The sequence below is a fragment of the Andreprevotia sp. IGB-42 genome (assembly GCF_009848685.1).
Classification (GTDB): Bacteria; Pseudomonadota; Gammaproteobacteria; order Burkholderiales; family Chitinibacteraceae; genus Andreprevotia.
The window spans coordinates 194,770-210,479 of the sequence record NZ_WXTX01000007.1 but is presented as its reverse complement, the minus strand read 5'-3'; the positions used below and the strand labels follow the sequence as shown (position 1 = coordinate 210,479).

General features: G+C 60.6%; 15 protein-coding genes. 9 read left to right on the top strand and 6 right to left on the bottom strand.

All coding sequences use genetic code 11. From position 1 onward, the window contains the following. Window positions 1–251: 251 nt before the first annotated feature. Window positions 252–1,022, top strand: a complete 771-nt coding sequence (locus IGB42_RS12770; RefSeq protein ID WP_159672142.1) for a ParA family protein — start codon at window positions 252–254, stop codon at window positions 1,020–1,022. A 62-nt stretch (window positions 1,023–1,084) separates the two neighbouring features. Further along, on the top strand, window positions 1,085–1,987 hold the full coding sequence (locus tag IGB42_RS12765) for a response regulator (protein WP_159672140.1): 903 nt from the start codon (window positions 1,085–1,087) through the stop codon (window positions 1,985–1,987). 533 nt (window positions 1,988–2,520) lie between these two features. Here IGB42_RS12765 and prmB read toward each other — a convergent pair. After that, a complete protein-coding gene (gene prmB, locus IGB42_RS12760) occupies window positions 2,521–3,429 on the bottom strand; it encodes a 50S ribosomal protein L3 N(5)-glutamine methyltransferase (RefSeq protein ID WP_159672138.1) in 909 nt (302 codons plus the stop codon). A gap of 149 nt (window positions 3,430–3,578) precedes the next feature. Between prmB and IGB42_RS12755 the strand changes: the two genes are divergently transcribed. Together IGB42_RS12755 and IGB42_RS12750 are read left to right on the top strand one after the other, a co-directional pair. Further along, complete coding sequence (locus tag IGB42_RS12755) at window positions 3,579–5,042, top strand: DEAD/DEAH box helicase (RefSeq protein ID WP_159672136.1); 1,464 nt, start codon at window positions 3,579–3,581, stop codon at window positions 5,040–5,042. Window positions 5,043–5,045: 3 nt separating this feature from the next. Beyond that, on the top strand, window positions 5,046–5,501 hold the full coding sequence (locus IGB42_RS12750; protein ID WP_159672134.1) for a YiiD C-terminal domain-containing protein: 456 nt from the start codon (window positions 5,046–5,048) through the stop codon (window positions 5,499–5,501). Window positions 5,502–5,609: 108 nt separating this feature from the next. Here IGB42_RS12750 and IGB42_RS12745 read toward each other — a convergent pair whose 3' ends face one another. After that, a complete protein-coding gene (locus tag IGB42_RS12745; protein ID WP_159672132.1) occupies window positions 5,610–5,978 on the bottom strand; it encodes an Mth938-like domain-containing protein in 369 nt (122 codons plus the stop codon). A gap of 143 nt (window positions 5,979–6,121) precedes the next feature. Here IGB42_RS12745 and IGB42_RS12740 point away from each other — a divergent pair, with 143 nt between their 5' ends. The 5 genes from IGB42_RS12740 to thrC all read left to right on the top strand — a co-directional run bounded on the left by IGB42_RS12740 (window position 6,122) and on the right by thrC (window position 10,894). Further along, window positions 6,122–7,351 carry a pyridoxal phosphate-dependent aminotransferase gene (locus IGB42_RS12740; protein ID WP_159672130.1) on the top strand — a complete coding sequence of 410 codons (1,230 nt, stop codon included), beginning with the start codon at window positions 6,122–6,124 and terminating at the stop codon, window positions 7,349–7,351. A 79-nt stretch (window positions 7,352–7,430) separates the two neighbouring features. After that, entirely contained in the window at window positions 7,431–8,741 is a 1,311-nt protein-coding gene (locus IGB42_RS12735; protein WP_159672128.1) for a homoserine dehydrogenase, read from the top strand. Window positions 8,742–8,755: 14 nt separating this feature from the next. Next, window positions 8,756–9,145 carry a hypothetical protein gene (locus IGB42_RS12730; protein ID WP_159672126.1) on the top strand — a complete coding sequence of 130 codons (390 nt, stop codon included), beginning with the start codon at window positions 8,756–8,758 and terminating at the stop codon, window positions 9,143–9,145. Between the two features lie 4 nt (window positions 9,146–9,149). Beyond that, complete coding sequence (locus tag IGB42_RS12725; RefSeq protein WP_201799924.1) at window positions 9,150–9,443, top strand: hypothetical protein; 294 nt, start codon at window positions 9,150–9,152, stop codon at window positions 9,441–9,443. Window positions 9,444–9,460: 17 nt separating this feature from the next. Continuing rightward, window positions 9,461–10,894: a threonine synthase gene (gene thrC, locus IGB42_RS12720; protein WP_159672215.1), complete on the top strand. Its 1,434-nt coding sequence runs from the start codon at window positions 9,461–9,463 to the stop codon at window positions 10,892–10,894. 360 nt (window positions 10,895–11,254) lie between these two features. Here the strand turns inward: thrC and IGB42_RS12715 are convergent, their stop codons facing one another. The 4 genes from IGB42_RS12715 to IGB42_RS12700 all read right to left on the bottom strand — a co-directional run bounded on the left by IGB42_RS12715 (window position 11,255) and on the right by IGB42_RS12700 (window position 15,560). Further along, entirely contained in the window at window positions 11,255–12,361 is a 1,107-nt protein-coding gene (locus IGB42_RS12715) for an ABC transporter ATP-binding protein (RefSeq protein WP_159672124.1), read from the bottom strand. Window positions 12,362–12,401: 40 nt separating this feature from the next. Beyond that, entirely contained in the window at window positions 12,402–13,304 is a 903-nt protein-coding gene (locus IGB42_RS12710) for a carbohydrate ABC transporter permease (protein ID WP_159672122.1), read from the bottom strand. Window positions 13,305–13,324: 20 nt separating this feature from the next. Then, a complete protein-coding gene (locus tag IGB42_RS12705) occupies window positions 13,325–14,212 on the bottom strand; it encodes a carbohydrate ABC transporter permease (protein WP_236822577.1) in 888 nt (295 codons plus the stop codon). Between the two features lie 100 nt (window positions 14,213–14,312). Then, window positions 14,313–15,560, bottom strand: a complete 1,248-nt coding sequence (locus IGB42_RS12700) for an ABC transporter substrate-binding protein (protein ID WP_159672119.1) — start codon at window positions 15,558–15,560, stop codon at window positions 14,313–14,315. Between the last annotated feature and the right edge of the window lie 150 nt (window positions 15,561–15,710).

Genomic DNA, 15,710 nt, shown 5'->3' with positions numbered 1-15,710 from the left:
AACTCGATTGCGGACATCGTCGGCGCAGCGCGCCGCAGCGGCATCAAAGGTGGGGCCATGGCCGGTGCTTTCAAGGGCCGGACCCTTGCATGCGCGATGCCGATGCGGCAGCAATGGCAGCGGGCCGGCATCGCGGGCACCACAGCAAGCAGCGCGCAATTCCCGGCGCGGCGGCAATGCATTGCTTGTTGCACCACAGCAAGCTACCTATAGTAGCCGCATTCAGTGAACCGGATCAGGCGGGTGTAACGATGAAAAAACGCGTGGTATTCAACCAGAAAGGGGGGGTGGGCAAATCCACCATCACCGTCAACCTGGCCGCGGCAGCTGCGCAAGCCGGCCGGCGCGTGCTGGTGCTCGATCTGGACCCGCAAGGCAATGCCACCCGCTACCTGCTGGGTGATGCGGCCAGCACCGTAGAGCCGCACCTGGGCGGATTTTTCGACCAGATGCTCAACTACAGCCTGTATGCCAAGCCCACCGCCGAATTCATCCACGCCACGCCGTTCGACAACTTGTTCGTGCTGCCGTCGCACCCGTCGATTGCCGAGCAGCAAACCAAGCTGGAAGCGCGCTACAAGATCTACAAGCTGCGTGAAACGCTGGCCGAGCTGGAAGACCGCTTTGATGAAGTGTGGATCGATACCCCGCCGGCACTCAATTTCTTCACGCTGTCGGCGCTGATTGCCGCCAATGGCTGCCTGATCCCGTTCGACTGCGATGCGTTCTCGCGCCAGGCCTTGCTGGGGTTGATCGAACGCGTGGATGAAATACGCGCCGACCACAATGCGGCGCTCAAAGTGGAGGGCATCATCGTCAACCAGTTCCAGCCACGCGCCAACCTGCCGCAGCGCATGGTGACCGAGCTGCAGGAGCAGGGGCTGCCGGTATTGCCGCAATTTCTGTCCTCGTCGGTCAGGATACGCGAGTCGCACGAACGCGCGGTGCCGGTGGTTTTCATGGAGGGCAAACACAAGCTGGCTGCGGAATTTTCGGCACTGTATGCGGTACTGCCAGCGTAAGCAGTATCAGGTTTCCTTGTTATACTGCAACTGGTAGCGATAGATCGAGAAAGGAAGTGCCAATGCCGACGCCAAGCGAGCGCGCCCGCATCCTCATCGTGGACGATGAGCCGTTCAACCTGGAAATCCTCAGCGAACACCTGCTGGATGAAGGCTACGACGTGCTCACCGCTGAAGACGGCGAAGCTGCGTGGAACGTGCTGTCGCACGACAAGGCATTCGACGCCATCCTGCTCGACCGCATGATGCCGCGCATGGACGGCATGGCGCTGCTGGCCCGCCTGAAGCAGCAGACCGAGTTCGAACATGTACCGGTGATCATGCAAACCGCCGTGGGTGCGGCGGAGAACGTGCGCGAAGGCCTGGCTGCCGGCGCGTACTACTACCTGATCAAGCCGTTCCAGCGCGACATGCTGCTGGCCATCGTGGCGGCAGCGGTCAGCTTCCACCGCGAAAAGAAGCAGCTGGAAGCCCAGCTGTCCGACCAGGCCTCCACCTACCGGCTGCTGCAGAACGGCGAATTCCACTTCCAGACGCTGGATGAAGCCCGCCAGCTCACGCTATTGCTCTCCAACGCCTGCCCCAATCCGCAAAAGGTGGCGCTGGGCCTGTCCGAGCTGCTGGTGAACGCGGTGGAGCACGGCAACCTGGGCATCAGCTACAGCGAAAAAACCCGCTTGCTGCAGCAAGGCCGCTGGCATGACGAAGTAGCCAGCCGGCTTGCCCACCCCGATTACCGCCAGCGCCGTGTGTGCGTGCGCTTTACCCGCAAGGACGGCCATCTGGAATTCACGATTGCCGACGAAGGCGCCGGTTTCGACTGGAAACCCTTCCTGGAGTTCTCGCCAGAGCGCGCGTTCGATCCGCACGGCCGCGGCATCTCGATGGCGCGCATGCTGTCGTTCGACATGGTGGAGTACCAGGGCAAGGGCAACGAGGTTGTTGCCCATATCCGCCTCGCCTGAGCATCACGCACGCAGCGTTGATCGGCCCTTGCACGCCGCAGCGGATGCGCTGCATGCCGATGTGATGAATGCCTGGGTAAAGCAGCCACTTGAGCGATACATGGGCAATTGAGCATGGCTGGCCAATCCGGCAGTTTGTCTGCGCTGGATTATCGGCATTCGCTTTACACCCCATACCAATCCGTAACGCTTGCCTGCGGCATGCGTCTGCCTGCAGGCGCTGACCACTGGCGAATGTCGCTACGCGATGTTCGCCAGCAACAGTTTGTTGTGGAAGGTTTGTTGGGGTTGTTTGTTGTGTGTAGCAAAACGCAACGGCCATGCGTGGCAAAAAGCGACGCCCTCATAGCAAAACACCACAGTCGTAGCGGTCATTCCAGACCAGAAAAACGGCACGAAAATCGGTCGATCCGGGCAGCATCCAGCCCTGGTCATGCGGATGCTGCTGGCATGAAAAAGCCCGCCGGGCCACGATGCAGAGCCGTGGCGGAGCGGGCTGGGCCTACGGTGGCCTGATGCCTCAGAAAATGGGCTCAGTAGCCACCCTCTTCCAGCATTTCACGCGTCAGCAGGAAGACGAAGCCATCGCCGCTGCTGGTTTCCATCCACACGAACGGGAGCGCCGGATATTGCGCTTCCAGCACATCGCGGTTATGGCCGATTTCCACCACCAGCACGCCTTGCGGGTTGAGGAAGGTGGTGGCCTGCTCGATGATGCGGCGGGTGATGTCCAGCCCGTCCTCGCCGCTGCCCAGCGCCATCTCCGGCTCATGGCGGTACTCGGCCGGCAGTTCGTCCATGCTGGGCGCATCCACGTACGGCGGGTTGGAGACGATCAGGTCGTAGGTTTCGCCGGCCAGCCCCTCGAACAGGTCGCCATCGATCAGGTCGATGCGTTCGCCCAGGTTGTAGTTGCCCACATTGATTTCGGCCACGTCGAGCGCATCCGGGCTCAGGTCAACCGCATCCACCTCGGCGGAGGGGAAATGATCGGCCAGCAGGATGGCCAGGCAGCCGGAACCGGTGCATAGATCGAGCGCGCGGTTTATGAGCTCCGGGTGCTCGATCCACGGCTGGAACGCATCGTTGAACAGCAGCTCGGCAATGAAGGAGCGCGGCACGATGGTGCGCTCGTCGACAAAGAACTTGTATTCACCCAGCCACGCCTCGTGGGTCAGGTAGGCTACCGGTACACGGTCTTCGGCGCGGCGGCGGATGGCCTCGATCAGCGTGGCGCGCTCGTCGTCCAGCAGGCGCGCATCCAGGAAGGGATCGAGCTGGTCGATGGGCAGCTTGAGTGCGGACAGCAGCAGATAGGCCGCTTCATCGAAGGCGTTGTCGGTACCGTGGCCGTAGAAGAGCTCCGCCTCACCGAAGCGGCTGACAGCGAAGCGCAGGCAGTCGCGCAGGGTCACAAGCTGTTGCTGGGCGGTATCATACATGGCGGAACCCTCGATCTAAGTTGGCCGCAAGTTTAGCCGATTAACCCTTCAAGGTATGCAGGAACAAGGGCTTGGTGTACATTTCTGCCTTTTCCATCAAGCTGTTGGCGCACTTCTCGCGATGACGTGCACCCCGGAGTATTGAACGCATGACTTTTTCCACACTCGGGCTTGCTCCCGAGGTGCTGCGGGCCGTGGCCGAGCAAGGCTACGAGAACCCGACCCCCATCCAGGCACAGGCCATTCCGCTGGTGCTGTCAGGTCGCGATCTGCTTGGCGCAGCGCAGACCGGCACCGGCAAGACCGCAGCCTTTACGCTGCCGATCCTGTCTAAGCTTGCCCCGCACGCCAATACCGGCGCCTCCCCTGCCCGCCACCCGGTGCGCGCGCTGGTGCTTACCCCCACCCGCGAACTGGCTGACCAAGTATTCGAGAGCGTCAAGACCTACGGCAAGCATCTGGCATTGCGCCCGCACGTGGTGTTCGGCGGTGTCGACATCAAGGAACAGACCGCCACATTGCGTGGCGGTGTGGAAGTGCTGGTGGCCACACCTGGCCGCCTGCTCGATCACGTGCAGCAAAAGAGCGTGAACCTGTCGCAGGTCGAGATCCTGGTGCTGGACGAAGCCGACCGCATGCTGGACATGGGCTTCATCCTCGACATCAAGAAAATCATCGGCCTGCTGACCAACCGCAAGCAGACGCTGATGTTCTCGGCCACGTTCTCGCCCGAGATCAAGAAGCTGGCCAACGAATTCCTCAAAGACCCGGTGTTGGTCGAGGTGGCACGCCAGAACGCCACCAACGACAACGTCGAACAACTGATGCACCCGTGCGAGACGTATCGCAAGCCGGCGCTGCTGGCACACCTGATCCGCACCCACCAGATGGGCCAGGTGATCGTGTTCAACCGCACCAAGCAAGGCGCGGATACGGTATCGCGCGAGCTCAAGCGCGGCGGCTTCAATTGCGAGGCCATCCACGGCGACCGTGACCAGCGTTCGCGCATGGACACGCTGGAGCGCTTCAAGGCCGGTACACTGCAGATCCTGGTAGCCACCGATGTGGCCGCGCGTGGTCTGGATATTTCCGAGCTGCCCTACGTGGTGAACTTCGAGCTGCCCAACAGCCCGGAAGACTACGTGCACCGCATTGGCCGTACCGGCCGTGCCGGCGCCAAGGGTGTGGCTATCTCGCTGGTTGATCCGGGTGAAGACAAGCCGTACGCGCTGATCCAGAAACTGATCAAGAAAGAGCTGCCGCTGATTCCGGTACCGGGCTATTCGCCGGGCACCCAGCAGATAGCCCCCGCCCGCCCGGAGCGCAGCGAACGCCATGAGCGTAACGAGCGCACGCACGAGCGCAAATCGGAGCGCAGCGATCGCCCGGCCGACCGCAGCTTTGGCCGCCATCACGAACGTGGCGCCCGCCCGGACAGCAACGAGCACCGCACCTATGCGGCCGCCCCGCGCGCCGAAGTGGCCCCGCGCCGTGAACGCCTGCGCCCGGATGAGTTGGACATCCCCAACATGCCGCTGATCCGCAGCAAGCCGCAGCAGCAGATTGCCGCGCTGTTCCTGCCACCCAGAACACCGGTCATCGCCAAAGAGTAAGGCATGGGTGCTGCAAGCGCGTTTGCCGCACACTGGACAAGCCGCCTCACCGGCGGCTTTCCTGTTCTTGCGGCCATGCAGGTGGTGGTGCAAGGCGATGCGGAGAGGTGGCAACTGGTGGCGCCGTTCGGCCCCAACCGCAACGATCATGGCACCGCGTTTGGCGGCAGCCTGTCCACGCTGGCCACCATTGCTGGCTGGATGGCTACCAACCTGGCCGCGGGCGATGGCTACGATGTGGTGATCCAAAGCGGCAACGCCGATTTCATCACGCCACTGACCGGCAACCTGCTGACGCAGGTGCAAACCATCGATGCGGCCACCCTGCAGCGCTTTGCGGCCACGCTGGCGCGCCGTGGCAAGGCCAGGCTGGCGGTGAACGTGGTCATCCACGATCAGCGCAACGCGCCGGTGCTGCGCTTTGCCGGGCAGTATGTCGCAGTGGCGCTACCGGCTTAACGGCCAAGCCACCGGCCGTGCACCCGGCGCGGCGCCGCCCACCGCGCTTCTTCCAGAAAAGATATCGTCCGCTACCACGCGCGCAGATGCGGCCCGGCAACAGCCGCCTCAGGCGCCCAGCAGCACCGCCACCACGCGGCGGTCTTCCGCAGTCAGGATGTTGAAGGTACGGCACATTGCGCCGGTATCCATCACATCCAGCCCCACGTGCGCAGCGGCCAGCGCGCGCGACAACCGGGGGTGCGGAAAGCGGATGCGCGGCCCGGTGCCGAACAGCACCATTTCAGGTTTCAGCTCGAGCAGGCAGGCAAAATCATCCTCGGTCAGGTCTTCGAACCTGGCCGGGCGCCATTCGCGCACTTCGGTTTGCGTGACAATCAGGCTGCCGCGATAGTCGGTGCCGTTAACCTTCACGAAGTCCTCACCATAAGTGGTGAACTGGTTGAGGTGGTCAACGGAGGTGTGATGAAGTTTCATGCAAAAACCCGGGGCGTAAACCGTCTTGAACGAGCTGCCATTTTAACGGAACTGTACCGGCAGGATCAGCGTGAGTTTGTCGCGCCGCGCAGGCCATTCTTTCGCTAGAATACGAGGTTTCCCTGACGCATCCGGCACAACACATGGAAGCCATCCTCAAATCCAGCAAGCTCCTCAACGTCTGCTACGAAATCCGTGGCCCGGTGCCGGAGCGAGCGCGCCAGATGGAAGAAGACGGCCACCGCATCATCAAGCTCAATATCGGCAACCTGGCCCATTTCGGCTTCGATGCACCCGAAGAAGTGGTGCAGGACGTGATCCGCAACCTGCCCAATGCGGCGGGCTATGTGGACAGCAAGGGCCTGTTCCAGGCCCGCAAAGCGGTGATGCACTACACGCAGGAAAAAAAGATTGCCGATGTGACGGTGGACGACATCTACATCGGCAACGGCGCATCCGAGCTGATCGTGATGTCGATGCAGGGCCTGCTCAACAATGGCGACGAAGTGCTGGTGCCGGCACCCGATTACCCACTGTGGACTGCAGCGGTGAGCCTGGCGGGCGGCAAGCCGCGCCACTACATCTGCGACGAAGCCAACGACTGGCTGCCGGCGCTGGACGATATCCGCGCCAAGATCACCGAGCGCACCAAGGCCATCGTCGTCATCAACCCGAACAACCCCACCGGCGCGCTGTACCCGGATGATGTGCTCAAGGAGATCGTGCAGATCGCCCGCGAGCACCAGCTGATCATCTACGCCGACGAAATCTACGACAAGGTGCTGTACGACGGCACCACGCATACCTCGATTGCCTCGCTGGCGGACGACGTGTTCTTCGTCACCTTCAACGGTCTATCCAAGAACTACCGCGCCTGCGGCTACCGCGCCGGCTGGATGATTGTCTCGGGCAACAAGAAGATTGCCCGTGATTACATCGACGGGCTCAACATCCTGTCCACCATGCGGCTGTGTGCCAACGTGCCGTCGCAATACGCGATCCAGACCGCGCTGGGCGGCTACCAGAGCATCAACGACCTGGTGGGCCCGGGCGGACGGCTGACGCGCCAGCGCGACATCGCCTACGACTTTCTCACCGGCATTCCGGGGGTGAGCTGCGTGAAGCCCAAGGCCGCGCTGTACATGTTCCCCAAGCTGGACCCGAAGCTGTACCCGATCGTGGACGACCAGCAGTTCATGCTGGAACTGCTGCAGGAAGAAAAAGTGCTGCTGGTACAGGGCACCGGCTTCAACTGGCCCACGCCGGATCACTTCCGCCTGGTGTTCCTGCCCAATGCCGATGACCTGCACGTGGCACTGAACCGCCTCGACCGCTTCTTTGCCGGCTACCGGAAACGGCACGGCACGGCCTGATAGCGATACTCACGCGAGGCGGCCATCCGGTACGCCTCGTCGCACTTTCAAGAACTGGATTCAAAACCGAGAGAATGAGATGAAACCGATACACGTTGGCATCTGTGGTGTGGGGACTGTTGGTGGCGGTACCGCCACCGTATTGAAACGCAACTGTGAAGAGATCGCCCGCCGCGCTGGCCGTCCCATCGTGGTGCGTGCAGCAGCCAGCCGTGATCTGGTACGCGCGCGCGCCGCACTGGGCGAAGGCGTGGAGCTGCTGGACGATGCGCTGGCCATTGCCCGCCACCCGGATATCGACATCGTGGTCGAACTCATCGGCGGCACCACCATCGCCAAGGATGTGGTGTTTGCCGCGATCGAAAACGGCAAGCACGTGGTGACTGCCAACAAGAAGCTGATTGCCGAATACGGCAACGAGATTTTTGCCAAGGCGCAGGAAAAAGGCGTGATGGTGGCATTCGAAGCTGCCGTGGCCGGTGGCATCCCGGTGATCAAGGCGCTGCGTGAGGGCCTGACCGCCAACAAGATCGAATGGGTGGCCGGCATTATCAACGGCACCAGCAACTTCATCCTCACCGAAATGCGCGACAAGGGTGCCGCCTTTGCCGATGTGCTGAAGGAAGCCCAGCGCCTGGGTTATGCCGAGGCCGACCCGACATTCGATATCGAAGGCCACGATGCCGCGCACAAGCTCACCATCATGAGCGCAATCGCCTTCGGCATTCCGGTGCAATTCGACAAAGCCTACCTGGAAGGCATCAGCAAGCTCGACGCCGCAGACATCAAGTACGCGCAAGAGCTGGGCTACCGCATCAAGCTGCTGGGTGTTACCCGCCGCCGCCCGAACGGCATCGAGCTACGCGTGGCGCCCACGCTGATCCCCGCCAAGCGCCTGATCGCCAATGTGGATGGCGTGATGAACGCCGTGCTGGTGAAGGGTGATGCCGTGGGCGCTACCATGTATTACGGGCCGGGTGCCGGTGCCGAGCCGACCGCATCGTCGGTGATTGCCGATCTGGTGGATATCACCCGCCTGCACACCGCAGACCCGGAACACCGTGTGCCGCACCTGGCGTTCCAGCCCAGCGCGATGGCCAATCTGCCCATCCTGCCGATCGACGAAGTGGAAACCTGCTACTACCTGCGCCTGGACGCGCAGGACAAGGCCGGCGTGCTGGCTGATGTAACCCGCCTGCTGGCCGACGGCGGCATCTCGGTGGATGCGATGTTGCAGAAGGAAGTGAACGACGACGGCCGCGCCGACATCATCATCATCACCCACCTGGCGATTGAAAAGAACGTGAACGCCGCACTGGCCAGGATCGAGGCACTGGATGCGATCAACGGCCAGGTGGTGAAGCTGCGCCTCGAGCATCTGAACGGCTGATGCGGAGCGCGGCCATGCGGATGACGTCGACAATACTCGCGCTGCTTGTCGCCCTGTGTACCGCCAGTGCGGTGCATGCGGCAGACAAGCCCGCGAAGGATGACAAGGAGCAGATCAGGCTGCTGCACCGCGTCTTCGTCGGCGGCTGCATGGAGGATAAAAGCCAGGCAGCTGAATTCCAGCAGGTGCTCGAGAACCTCGGGATGCAATTCCATCACGACGACATGTGCACCTGCACGGCCGACAAGCTGATGAGTGATCCGGTGGCTGTCGAGCAATTCCTGCACGCCGGCCAGCTGGACGATCCTGCGGTAAAGCGACTGATCGGTGGCAAGGCACTCGCATACGCATTCCATTGCGTGGCCGACAATATCAGCGCGCAATTGACCAGCGTGCCGAAGTAACCCCATGAGCGTGCCCGAAATCGTTCATCTCGATGTCACTCCCGCCCTGGCCGCCGGATTCGCAGCGGCTTTTGCCCGGGCCGAGTCCATCATCGCTGTCGTGCCGGGGTATATTACCCATGAATTGCAGCGCGGCAGCGAGCGCCCGCACCATGACGTTTTATCAGTTCGCCGGGAAACACTGGCGGCGCGTACCGGGGGATTCCGGCAATCTGCCGGCGCCAGCAATGGTAAGCGCCGCTGCACCACTTCCATGACCCCTTTCCAACGGTTGAGCACTGCCAGCCGGTGGCCTTGAATCGAGCAGACCAGCACATGCGTTATATCTCTACCCGCGGCGGCATGGCCCCGCAAGCGTTCAGCGACATCCTTCTTGGCGGCCTGGCACCGGATGGCGGCCTGTCCATTCCCGAATCCTATCCGCAGTTCGACCTGGAAGCGCTGACCGAGCTGGCCAAACTCAACTACCGTGACCTGGCACTGGAAATCGTCAGCCGCTTTGTCGACGATATCCCGCATGCCGACCTGAAAGCGCTGATCGACAAGACCTACACCCCGGCGGTGTATTGCAATGGCCGCTCCAAGGCGCAATCGGAGCACATCACCCCGCTGATCAAGCTCGACGGCACGCTGTTCGTGCAGGAACTGTCCAACGGCCCGACGCTGGCGTTCAAGGACATGGCGATGCAGTTGCTGGGCAACCTGTTCGAATACGTGCTGACCGCGCGTGGCGAGCAGGTGAACATCGTTGGCGCCACCTCCGGCGATACCGGCTCCGCTGCGGAATATGCAATGCGTGGCAAACAAGGCGTGAACGTGTTCATGCTCAGCCCCTACGGCAAGATGAGCCCGTTCCAGCGCGCGCAGATGTTCAGCCTGCAGGACGAGAACATCCACAACCTGTCGGTGAAGGGTTTCTTCGATGCCTGCCAGGACATCGTCAAGGCGGTGAACAACGACGCCGAATTCAAGGCCAAGTACAAGATCGGTGCGGTGAATTCGATCAACTGGGGCCGCATCGTTGCGCAGGTGGTGTACTACTTCAAGGGCTACTTCGCCGCCGCCAAGACCGTGGGCGACCCGGTCGACTTCGCGGTGCCGTCCGGCAACTTCGGCAACATCTGCGCCGGCCATATCGCGCGCCAGATGGGCCTGCCGATCCGCCGTCTGGTAGTGGCCACCAATGAAAACGACGTGCTGGACGAGTTCTTCAAGACGGGCGGCTATCACCCGCGCGGCGTGGACAAGACCTACGAGACCTCCAGCCCGTCGATGGATATCAGCAAGGCATCCAACCTTGAGCGTTTCGTGTTCGACCTGATCGGCCGCGACAGCGCCAAGCTGGCCGAGCTGTGGCGCTCGGTGGAGCAAGGCCAGGGGTTCAAGCTGTCGGCCGAGGACTTTGCCAGGCTGCACGATGACTACGGTTTCCGCTCGGAAGCCAGCAACCATGCAGACCGCATTGCCAGCATCCGTGAAGTGTTCGAGAAATACGGCGTGCAGATCGACCCGCACACCGCCGATGGCTTCAAGGCTGCCAAGGCCCATCGCGACCCTGCAGTGACCATGGTGATCATGGAAACCGCGCTGCCGGCCAAGTTTGAAGACACCATGAAGGAAGCGCTCAAGATCAACCCGTTCCGCCCTGCCGGCCTCGCAGGCCTCGAAGCATTGCCACAGCGCTTTGACGTGCTGGAAGCCGATGCGGAAGCGATCAAGGCTTACCTGCGTGAACGCATTGCCGTCTGAGTCGCGACTTGTGTAATCGCGCCAGGGTAATGGCGCAGGCGCAGTGGAAAAGCCGGCAATTGCCGGCTTTTTTGCGGCCCGTGCACCCGGCAAGCACCGCTGCGTTGTGCAGCACAACGCAGCGGCAGTTCGGAGGCAGCCGCATCAAATGCGCTGGCAATAGCAACCTGCCCAAGCGATCATTGCGGCTGCCACACACGCCGTTATCGCGGCATTGATACCGCCTGCAATCGGTCTGGCCATCCGGCAGCCGGCCCCTCCTTCGTCGTGGATGCATGCAAGCATAGCGGGCCCCCATAGCACGCCGCGCCCATAAAAAAAGCCTGCCACCAGGGCAGGCTTTTTCATTACCGGCAAAAATCAGCCAGCTGTGCGGGTGAAGACCAGGCCTTCGTTATCGAACAGCATGCAGTTTTCTTCCGGGAATACCACGCGGATCGCATCACCGTACTTCAGGTCGGTAGCGTGGCCGGTCAGCTTCAGGCTGAGGATTTCGTTGATGCCCGGGATTTCGACATAAGCAAGCACGTGGTCACCCAGGTGCTCGATCAGGTCGACGCGTGCCGGCACGGCGCCTGCTTCATCGCCAATGGCCAGGCGCAGATGCTCCGGGCGGATGCCCAGGGTGACTTTGTCGCTCACCTTGCCGCGCTTGGCGTCCACCTTGGCGCGCAGGGTAACGCCCTTGGGAAGGCGCACGATGGCCACGCCTTGCTCGACACCAACCAGCTGCGCTTCCAGCAAGTTCATCTTGGGCGAACCCAGGAAGCCGGCAACGAACAGGTTCGACGGGTTTTCGTACAGATCCAGCGGCGAGCCGACTTGCTGGATGATACCGCCGTTGAACACCACGATGCGGTCTGCCAGCGTCATCGCCTCAACCTGATCGTGGGTCACGTAGATCATGGTGGTGCCAAGATCCTGGTGCAGCTTGGACAGTTCGACACGCATGTTCAGACGCAGCGATGCATCCAGGTTGGACAGCGGCTCGTCGAACAGGAATACCTTGGGGTTGCGCACGATGGCGCGGCCGATGGCCACACGCTGGCGCTGGCCGCCGGACAATGCCTTGGGCTTGCGCTCCAGCAGATGGGTGATCTGCAGGATTTCGGCAGCTTTGTTCACGCGCTGGGCGATTTCTTCTTTGGAAGTGCCCGACAGCTTGAGCGCGAACGCCATGTTGTCGGCAACCGACATGTGCGGGTACAGCGCGTACGACTGGAACACCATGGCGATACCGCGCTTGGAAGCGTGGATATCGTTGGACAGCACGTCACCGATATGCAGCGTACCTTCGGTAATGTCTTCCAGGCCGGCGATCATGCGCAGCAGCGTGGACTTGCCGCAACCGGACGGGCCGACGAAAACGACGAACTCGCCGTCCTTGATTTCCAGATCCACGCCTTTGATGACCTGAACATCCTTGGTGTAGCTTTTCTTGATGCTTTTGAGAGTAACCGAAGCCATTGAGTCGATTCCTATACTTGTGTCTGTGTTCGTGCCTGGATTACTTGACCGCGCCGTCGAGGCCGCCGATGAAGTAACGCTGGGTGAAGGCGAAGAAAATGAGGACCGGGATAACCGTCATCACGATGGCAGCCATCACGAGGCTGGTCGATGTGGCGAACGGGCCGGTCAGGTCGTTGAACACGCCAACGGCGAGCGGCAGCTTTTCCTTGCCGGTCATCACGATGGACGGCCACAGGTAGTCGTTCCAGGCATTGACCAGCGTGAAGATGGTCAGCGCGGCGATCGACGGGATCGACACCGGCACCATCACGCGCCACATGATCTGCAGTTCGTTGGCGCCATCGACGCGCGCCGCATCCACCAGATCCTGCGGGATCTGTTCGAACGCCTGCTTCATCAGGAAAATACCGAAGGCAGTGGCGAAGTTGGGGGCAATCGCACCGAAGTAGCTGTTCAGGCCCACCCATTCACGCATGTTCCAGTCGGACGGCAGGTGCAGTGCTTCCTGCAGGCTGCTTGCCCATACACCGAAGTTTTTCAGCGTGATGAAGTTGGGAATGATGCCCACTTCGGACGGCAGCATCAGCGTGGCAATGATGGCCACGAAGATCAGGCCGCGGCCCGGAAACTTCAGCCGTGCCAGCGGATAGCCTGCCATCACCGATACCACCACCACACCGATGATCGTCCAGAACGACATGATGGTGGAGTTGAGCAGGTAGGTGTTGAACGGCATTTCCTCGAACACGCGCTTGAACCACATCAGGCTCAAATCGTTCGGCACGAACGCATCCGGGAACAACCAGATCTTGGAAGGATCGCCCGACAGCGCAGCCGACAGTGCCCACAGGAACGGGAAAGTCGTGAATGCCATGAAGAGCAGCAGGCCGGCGTAATGCGCGCTCAGCCCGGCTACTCGGCGTACAGTAAAAGTTGCCATGGTGTATGGTGCCCCTGATCTTATTTCTTTTCGCCGAAGAAGCGGAATTGAATGATGGCGAGGATCATGCAGAAGAACGTGATGACCAGACCCGCCGCCGCAGCGCGACCGAAGTTGTAGTTCTGGAACGCTTGTGCGTACACATAGAACAGGGCGGTATAGGTATCAGACTGACCACGCGTCAGAACAACCACTTCCTGGAATGCCTTGATGGCGGCAATGGTGGAGAGCAGCGTACACAGCAGAATGGTGGGCTTCACCATCGGTACGGTGATTTTCCAGAAACGCTGCCATGCATTGGCACCGTCCAGAACGGCGGCTTCTTCAACCTCGGCCGGAATCGCTTGCAGACCAGCAAGATACAGCACCATGTAGTAGCCGATACCTTTCCAGAACACAAAACCCATCACCGAGAAAATGGCGATGTGCGGATCACCGATCCACTGGATTTCGACCATCTCACCGGCCTTGAGCAGGTGCAGCGCCTGACCGACCCAGGAGAGGATCATGTTGAGCATGCCGTCGTACTTGTAGACGTTGCTCCACACGACGGCTGCGATCGAAACCGCGGTAATCACCGGGATGTAGTAAGAGGCACGGAAAAAAGTCATGCCCGGCAGCTTGCTGTTGACCAGTTTGGCCACCACCAGCGCTGCGAGTTGGATCACCGGCACAACCAGCAGAAACAACAGGGAATTCTTGATCGCGCTGTGGAACAGCTCTTCGCCGGCAATGTACTTGAAGTGGGCAAAGTTGTTCCAGGTTGCGGTGCCATCGACGAGGGCGTAGTCATGGAAAGCCAGGTAAGTGTTGAACCCGACCGGCCAGAACGTAAAGATGCCCATCAGGATCAGGGCCGGGGCCATGAACAGATAGGCAATAGTGGTATAGCTGCTGGAAGTTTTCACGGCGCAACTCGACTTGATTTTTAATTCTTAGGCGGGGAAAAACGGAACTGCCGTTGCCGGCAGTTCCGTTTTTTTGGAGCTAACTAACGCAAGTAATGAATTACTTGGCCAGCTTTTCGTTCCATGCAGCAACAACTTCATCCAGAGCAGCCTTGACCGGCTTGCGGCCTTCGATTGCGCTTTGGAGTTCGTCTTGCAGCTTCTTGGTCAGAGCAGCTTCGTCAGGCAGTTGGCCCGGGGTGATGACGAGGGTGCGAGCACCGTCCATCGAACCGGCAGCAACAGCACGAGCTTGCTCAACGACGTCCTTGCTGTTCTTGCCAGCTTGGAAGTACGGATCCAGGTTACCCTTCTTGGTCGACGGGAAGGTTGTTTCTGTCGCCTTCGAGAACAGAACTTGCTGTTCGTCGCCAGTCAGGAACAGGCCCAGCTTTGCAGCAGCAGCCGGATCCTTCACACCCTTCGGCACAACGAAGTCCATCATCCACGAACCTTGAGCCAGCTTGCCTGCGCCCAGCGGGAACGGAGCAACGCCAGTCTTGTCGTAGATTGCCTTGGCATCGGTTTCAGTGCGCTTCAGAGCCTGCGGAGCAGTCGTCATCATCGCGATCTTGCCAGCGTTGTACAGAGCGATTTCTTGCTCGAATTCAACCTTGAACAGATCCTTCGGTACTACGCCAGCCTTGTACAGGTCAGCAAACTTCTGCACGAAAGCAACGTGCTTCGGCGAGTTGAACACTGCCTTGCCGTTTTCGAGGATAGGCAGGCCAGCGTAGGCGAACCAGCCCACGAAGTTACCAACCTTCGGTGCGTATGCCGGCAGGCCGGTCTTGGCAGTGATTTGCTTGCCAACGCTGATGAACTGGTCGAAGTCAGTCGGAGCTGCCTTCACGCCAGCCTTGGCGAAGATGTCCTTGTTGTAGGCAATCACGGAAACCGAGTTGTACCACGGGAACGCGAATACCTTGCCACCAGCTGTCACGTCTTTCAGCGAGTTGGTGGAGTAGTTGCCCTTGGCTGCGCCCAGGTATTGGTCCAGAGCGACCAGGTTACCTTGAGCTGCGAACTCGTGTACCCAAGGCACGTTGAAGTTCACCAGCGCCGGCGGGTTGCCAGCAGCGATGGAAGCAACCAGCTTCGGCTGGATTTGGTCCCAGTTCATGTCAACCCACTTGGCCTTCAGGCCCGGGTTGGCAGCGTTGAACTTGGTCGTTGCCTGGTCAAAGTAACCGTTGAATTTCGGAGCCAGGTTCATGGTCCAGAATTCGAGTTCTGTATCAGCGTGTGCTTGCAGAGCAGCAAAGCCGAACACCACTGCGCCAACGGCCAACATCTTCTTGAGCTTCATCTCTTGTCTTCCTCGAGGAGTTACCGACAAAAACGCCCGGAACTATTCCCGGCGATACACCACATCTGACCCAGTGCTTACCACTAAATCATGCGGATTTCTAATTTTGCAGCGGCAGTGTACCAGAGAAACCACCGCTGCAAATCTATT